The organism is Bacillus hominis, assembly GCF_018332515.1.
GTDB lineage: Bacteria > Bacillota > Bacilli > Bacillales > Bacillaceae_G > Bacillus_A > Bacillus_A hominis.
This window is the reverse complement of the sequence record NZ_BOQD01000088.1, coordinates 24,646-31,797: the sequence shown is the minus strand read 5'-3', so window position 1 is coordinate 31,797 and position 7,152 is coordinate 24,646. Positions and strand designations below refer to the sequence as shown.

General features: G+C 39.0%; 3 protein-coding genes. All 3 read left to right on the top strand.

Annotated features, from left to right (window positions below; translation table 11 throughout):
- The first annotated feature begins 159 nt into the window (after nt 1–159).
- The 3 genes from KI356_RS10485 to KI356_RS10475 all read left to right on the top strand — a co-directional run bounded on the left by KI356_RS10485 (nt 160) and on the right by KI356_RS10475 (nt 7,014).
- The gene (locus KI356_RS10485; RefSeq protein ID WP_128282947.1) at nt 160–2,019 is read left to right on the top strand and encodes a GAF domain-containing sensor histidine kinase; all 1,860 of its coding nucleotides are present in this window, start codon (nt 160–162) and stop codon (nt 2,017–2,019) included.
- Nucleotides 1,994–2,632 carry a response regulator gene (locus tag KI356_RS10480; protein ID WP_128282948.1) on the top strand — a complete coding sequence of 213 codons (639 nt, stop codon included), beginning with the start codon at nt 1,994–1,996 and terminating at the stop codon, nt 2,630–2,632. The genes KI356_RS10485 and KI356_RS10480 overlap by 26 nt, the downstream gene beginning before the upstream one ends.
- A gap of 242 nt (nt 2,633–2,874) precedes the next feature.
- Nucleotides 2,875–7,014 (top strand): S8 family serine peptidase, encoded by a 4,140-nt coding sequence (locus tag KI356_RS10475; RefSeq protein WP_212935389.1) that lies wholly within the window; start codon nt 2,875–2,877, stop codon nt 7,012–7,014.
- Nucleotides 7,015–7,152: the final 138 nt, after the last annotated feature.

The window sequence follows — 7,152 nt, the reverse complement described above, 5'->3', positions numbered from 1 at the left end:
AAGTGAAACTATAATCAGTTGGGGTTTTGTTCACTCCCTACTGATTATTAGCCTTCACCAATCGGGCGTTTATGGGCAGCAGGGCTCCCACCTGACTTTTGAGGTGGGAGTTTTACTGCCCGTAAATAGCGGGATAAATTTTTTGAGGGAGGGATCGTTTTGAAAAAGATAGATTTTACTTCTATGAGAGAGCAAGTAGCTAGTTTTTATATTTATTCTATCTCTTTTCTTGGTTTAATTGCTTTTATCGTTTCTTTATTTTTAAGTAAAATGCCTTCTCATCTTATACTGCTTTTGTTGTTAATTATGTTTATGGGAATTACTGAGTATTTTCCTATCCGCATTTGGAGAGGGGGGATCACACTCAGCCTTACACTTATTTATACAATGAATTGGCAGTTTGGAATACATATAACTGTTGTTTCGTGTGTGTGTGTGATGTTATGTATCCAATTGTTTCGCCGCTTATCTATGCAAAGGACAGTATTTAATTGTGCGCAACTTGCTCTTAGTATCGTATTAGCAGAATGGCTTTCCAGTGAATGTTTCTCTCTTTTTATTTCTGGAATGAATCTTTCAGTTTTATATGAAAAATTCATAATTTTGTTTTTATTCAGCGCATTCCTTTGCCTTTTTAACGGTTTATTTTACGATCTTTTAATCATACTTCTTCCTCAGCCCTACCCGCTAGAAGAGTGGCGTAAAAAGAATATATTAGTACTCTTGAGTTTGAGTTTTTGTTTATTTTATTCTTCACTTATACATATTTTAGATTACCGATATCGCGGAGTGATGGATGAAATTATGGTTCTGTTCTTCTTTTTCCCGCTTGTGGCAATCTGTATCATTAGCTCTTTCGTTAGACAAATACGGGTGGAAAAAGAACGATTATATAAGCTTTTTTCCATTACGACGGAATTAAGTCGTGGACTATCTGCCGGAAACTTACAGCAGATGAAACAATCACTGAAAGGATTTCTAGGAATACAGGCATATGTTTTATGGGCGAAAGATGAAGAGAACTGGACACTTTTATTAAAGGATGGAAAAGTACGTCGTGATATTTCTAATTATTCTGACCTGTATAAGGAGTTTGAAGAGATATCAGAAACTGTTGTTGTTACTGATTGGAAAACAGGTATGGCTCCGGGAGATGAAGTGTTTGAAAATACTATGCGCTCTCTTGTATATTTACCGCTTAAGGTAAATCATGAATTAGTTGGAATGTTTGTGGCAGGGAAAAGCAGAAGTGCGAGTTTTATTACTGAAGATGTACAGACTTTAGCTACGTTTGCCAATCAATTAGGTAGCTTGCTTAAAACGCGGACACTCGTCTCTGAACAGGAAAAAAGAACGATTTTAGAAGAACGAAATCGAATTGCTCGTGAAATCCACGATGGAATCGCACAAGCATTGGCCGGAGTGATATTTCAGATGGAGTCGGCTCAGAAGAAATATGCAGATCGACCAAAGGACATGCAGCAAGTGGTAGATACAAGCATAAAAAAATTACGTAAGAGTTTAAGTGAAGTTCGTTATTCTATTTATGCTTTAAAGCCATATCCAACACAAAGATTAGGACTAAAACAAGCAATTATAAATAAAATTCAATCCTTAAAACAAGAATATGGTCTAGCCATTACATATCATGAAAGAGGCCGTTCTCGAAAACTTAGTTTTACGAAAGAACGGGTTATTTTCGATACTTTGCAGGAGAGCTTGCAGAACATTATAAAGCATGCAAAGGCAGATAAAGTTGACATTTTATTAAGCTATCAACGGGAACATGTACTTTTAAAGGTAAAGGATAACGGAATTGGCTTTTCTCTTTTTGAATCTATGATTAAAGCAAAGCATGAGCCGCATTATGGTATATTACATATGAATGAACAGGCTGAACAGCTAGGGGCTGCCCTTCAGATTGATAGTTCAGCGGGAAAAGGTACAGAAATCACATTGTTAATTCCAGATTCAGAAATGGGGGAGGAATATCATGATTCGAATATTAGTAGTGGATGATCATACTGTTTTGCGTGATGGAATTCGAAGTATATTGGAACTCGAATCTGATATGCGAGTAGTTGGAGAAGCTGTTTCCGGGGATGAAGTAGTAAAAAAAGTGGAAGAGTGTAGGCCTGATTGTATCTTAATGGATATTAATTTACCAGGGAAAAATGGTATTGAGGCTACATCACTCGTGAAAGATCAGTATCCGAGCTGCCGTGTTCTCGTATTGACTATGTATGAACATGATGAATACTTGATGGCTGCTCTTCGGGCAGGTGCAGACGGTTATTTACTGAAGGATTCATCATCCGAGCAGGTAGTGGCGGCAATTCGAATGGTATTACAAGGAGATTCTGTGATTCATCCGCGTATGACTAAGAAGTTGATTACATATCATCAGCAAACGAAATCAGAATCAAATGAAAATGAACTAACAGAGCGTGAAAAAGAAATACTATTTGAATTGGTTAAAGGTCTTAGCAATAAGGAAATTGCTGAAGCTCTATATATCAGTGACAAGACAGTTAAAATCCATGTTAATAAGATTTTCAGAAAACTAAATGTGAAAAGCCGTTCGCAAGCAGTCATATATGCCGTGCGAAATCAGCTTGTTCCATTTTCTTAAATAAAAATTATTTAAAAGAACTACCTCGCACTTTATTATTTTACTCAAAATAATAAAGTGCGGGGTAGTTCTTTTGTACTATACGGTGTAGAACTAATAACTAAAAAAATATTACTTTTTGATAATTTTCAGAAAAGTTTTAATTTTATAAGATAAGAAAGTAGAGTTGTAGCCTAATAGCTTCGGAAATTTATGTTATGCAATAACTACAGATACAAATAAATTTAGATGGGGGAACTTGTATGAAGAGAGGGAAATTTGGGAGGGTTCTTACAGGAACGTTAGCTGTAGGTATGCTATTGTCACAAGGTATTCCGTATAATGTATTGGCAGAAAGCGCGGTTGAACTGAAGCCAGTTGATAATGCGGAACAGGTACTAAAGAATCTGTCTTCAGAACAAAGAAAGGCGTTGGAACAGTTAGATGTAAGTCCTAATTTTACGATTTCACCTGATATTGGTTCTAATAGTCCTGAATTAGTTAACGTTATCGTGGAATTCAATCAAGCTCCAGCGAAAATTGAAGTGATGAAACAAGCAGCGAAAGGGAAGAAAATAGCTGCTACTACTGCGCAAGCAAAAGTGGATGAAGAGCATAAAGTGTTCAAACAACATGTCGAATCTTTAAAATCGAAGAAGGATGCTAGCACGTACGATACGAAAAAAGTGGAAATCACACGTGAATATAAAAATGCGATCAACGGTGTAGCCATGACTTTACCTGGTGTGGCTGTGCAGGAGTTGATCCAATCTGGAGTAGTAAAACGTGTCTATAAAGATTATGAAGTAAAAGTGGAACCTCCGGTAGAAACGAAAGAAACAATCGATCCGAAAATGGCAGACAGCATCCCGCAAATTGGCGTGGACAAGCTTCATGCAGAAAATATTATGGGTAAAGGAATTAAAGTTGGCGTTCTTGATACAGGTGTTGACTACAATCATCCTGACTTAAAAGGTGCCTATAAAGGCGGATATGATTTTGTAGATAACGATACAGATCCAATGGAAACGACGTACGAGGATTGGGTAAAAGCTGGTAAGCCACAATATCCAGGCTTAGTGTACTATACAAACCATGGTACACATGTAGCGGGGACAATCGCAGCTCAAAAGAAAAACAATGCAGATTATGCTGTAAAAGGTGTGGCACCTGAAGTTGACCTATATGCTTACAGAGTATTAGGCCCTTGGGGTGGAGGGAATTCTGCGGGGATTCTTGCTGGAATCGATAAAGCGATTACAGATGGTATGGATGTCATCAACATGTCGCTAGGTGCGCAGACGAACGATCCGTTATATGCCACTTCTGTCGCAGTAAATAACGCCATGCTTTCAGGTGTGGTGACAGTTGTTGCCGCAGGTAACGCCGGACCAAACGAAAAAACGCTCGGTTCCCCGGGAACGGCAGCTCTTGGCATTTCAGTAGGGGCAAGTGATGCTGCCATGTCTATTCCTACATTCAGCGGGAGTGTATCCAATGAAAAATTTGAAGATATGCAGCTATTAGGTAAAGATTTTCCTGATAAGTTAGAAGATTTCGGGGGACAATCGTTACCAATTGTATTTGCGGGACTTGGTAAACAAGCTGATTTTACGGGGAAAGATCTTAACGGAAAAATTGCGTTAATTCAGCGCGGAGAAATTACGTTTGATGAAAAAATTAAAAATGCAAAAAATGCTGGAGCAAAAGCGGTTATCGTGTATAACAATGTCGACGGACAAATATCTGCCTACTTAGGTGAGGGGGTAGGTCTTATTCCATCTTTCCGCCTGTCAAAAGCGGATGGCGAACGGTTAAAGGCGCTAGGCGAAGTATCTTTCAAATTCGAAACGCTGGGTAATACAAAAACGGAAGGTGATCACTTAGCTGATTTCAGCTCCCGTGGGCCGGTAAATGGGAATTATGACATTAAGCCAGATGTAGTCGCTCCTGGTGTATCTATTTTCTCTACTGCACCGGAATATATTAACGATCCGCAGGACGGCATAAATTATGGAAATGCATATGTACGCTTGTCTGGTACTTCTATGGCGTCTCCTCATGTAGCGGGTACAGCTGCATTGATCCTGCAACAGCATCCAGAATACACACCTTTCGATGTAAAAGCAGCTCTTATGAATACATCCGATGATTTGAATGGCCAGAATTCCGTATACGAAGTGGGTGCGGGGCGCATTGATGCGTATCAAGCCGTTCATACGGACACATCTATCAAAGTATTAGACAAAACAAAAAATATCGAGAACGGGAATATTGTTGAAATTGACGAACAAACAGGCTCTATTATGTTTGGTAGACTTTTTAAGCAAGATGATAAACCAATTGAGGCAAGCAAAAAAGTAAATATCCAAAACAACGGCAAGGAAGAAAAATCATTTAAAGTAGAAGTTGAGTATCACGGCGAACGTACAGGCATTCAAGATGCAGTGAAGAATGGAATACAAGTTGATGTACCGGCATCCATTACAGTGGCAAGCGGACAATCACAGGAGTTACAGCCAAAAATTACGATTCCTGCTAGTGCAGCGAAAGGCAGATATGAAGGATATATTCATGTAACGAATGCGAACAATCCGTCCGAAACATATCAAATCCCATTCGCTGTCATGGTGACGGAAAAGGGATTTGAATATATAAAAACGAGTGCACCATCTGTAACAAATAATACACCTTTCTGGGATCTTTTAAACACTACGGTCAACGGAATAATGAAGTTGAATAGTCCGATGCAAACAATCGATGTGCTTGTTAAGGACAGTAAAACAGGGAAAGCTGTAGGTTTTGTAGGAACAGCGAACACTAGTAAGTTGCAAACGGACAAAGAAACTTTTCTTGTAGGAGCATTCAGCGGCACTGTCTATCCATTTACAAATGATCCTTCCAAGCCGATTAGCGATATCCCTGTGAAGCTTCCAGCAGGCGATTATATACTGGAAACGATTGGGCACGATGAGGAAGGGAAATCATATGTTGCAGATAATCCGCTTATTTTGGACAATACAGCACCGGAAGTGAACATGGATAAAAAACCGGGTGTGATTGAAGTGAATGACTCCATGTTTACGGAAGAAGATGGAAAAAAAGCAGTGTGGCTCCATGGAATAGCTAAAGATGAGACAGTAGATGTATTGAAGTCCAAAGGATTGAACGTTGATCAATCATCCAACACCATGGAGTACTATGCAAACTCTGGAATGGTAGGTGGAAGCTTCCCAATCCAAGCAAATGGAGATGTGAAATTCGGTATTGAGGCAAATGATATTGCAAAAAAACCTCTAAATTTGACTTTGAATACGTTTGATATTGCAACGACATTTAATAAGCAAAGCTATGTCTTCGTAAAAGAAGGTACAGAGTATACGACTTCTAGTTATGATAAGAAAGACGTAAAAGTCGGCGATACAGTTACGATGACACTTAGTCTCAATAATGTGAAGCAGTTTGTATCTGGGGAATTCCAGGTGGAATTCATGAACGATTTATATAAGTTTGAGAATGTGAAACTGAACAATGCGGCAAACGAGTACGCGAAGGAAAAAGGCTTGGAAGTATCGCTGCAAGAACCTGTGGTGAAAGAAGGAACTAACACCAATACGGTGAAAGTCGGCGCATCTATGAAAGGGAATGCATTTAGCGGTATGGACGGCGATATGCCTTTCCTTGATGTAACGCTCAAATTAGTAAGTGATGCATATTACAATAATGCTACCAAATTTAATGTACAACAGGCGTCTTATATGAAAGCGGGACAAACAGCACCTACTGCCATCTCTTATTTAAATACGGAAAGCTTTAACATCATTCCAACGCATTCGAGAGTGCTGGGTCCTATCCAACCGGAAGCATTTTTGACAGCAAGCGGTTCTTTGAAAGCAGGAGATTATACAAAAATAGGTGCCCAAGTATATGTGCTGTCCCCAGAAGGTAAAAAATATAAGGGAACAATTGATAGTAAAGGGGCATATACGATTAATGGTATCCCAGCTTCTACTGAAGCACACACAGTTGTTGTCGATGTTCCGGGACATCTGAAAGCGATGAAGAAATTCATTCCTGGATATTCTGTAAACGGTGAGGTGCACGGGCAATATTTTAGATTAGGTACTAAAGGTCTTGCAGGGGATGTGAATGGTGACAGATTGATTGATATTCGCGATATGCAAAGTGTAGTTGATGTATACGGTAAAAAGGATGCATCCATCTTGCCGCAAGATCTCAATCAAGACGGTGTCGTAGATGAGACAGATGTCCGCTTCATTGAGAAAAACTTCTTGCAAAAAGAAGTCGATGTTCCAGAAGTGGTTAAGCCGAAAGAAACAATCGGTAAAAAAGGTCTGGCAGACTTCCTGCGTCAAATCGGCTTGGAACCAAAATCAAAGTAATACAGTGAAACTTCTATTAGTGGGGGATTTTCTTCATCCCCCGACTAATGATTTCTCACTTAATCTAATGATAGATTTTATCTACTATATTTTTATACAAAGTAAGATCAATAGTTTTAAAGATTACTTCTTTTGTTT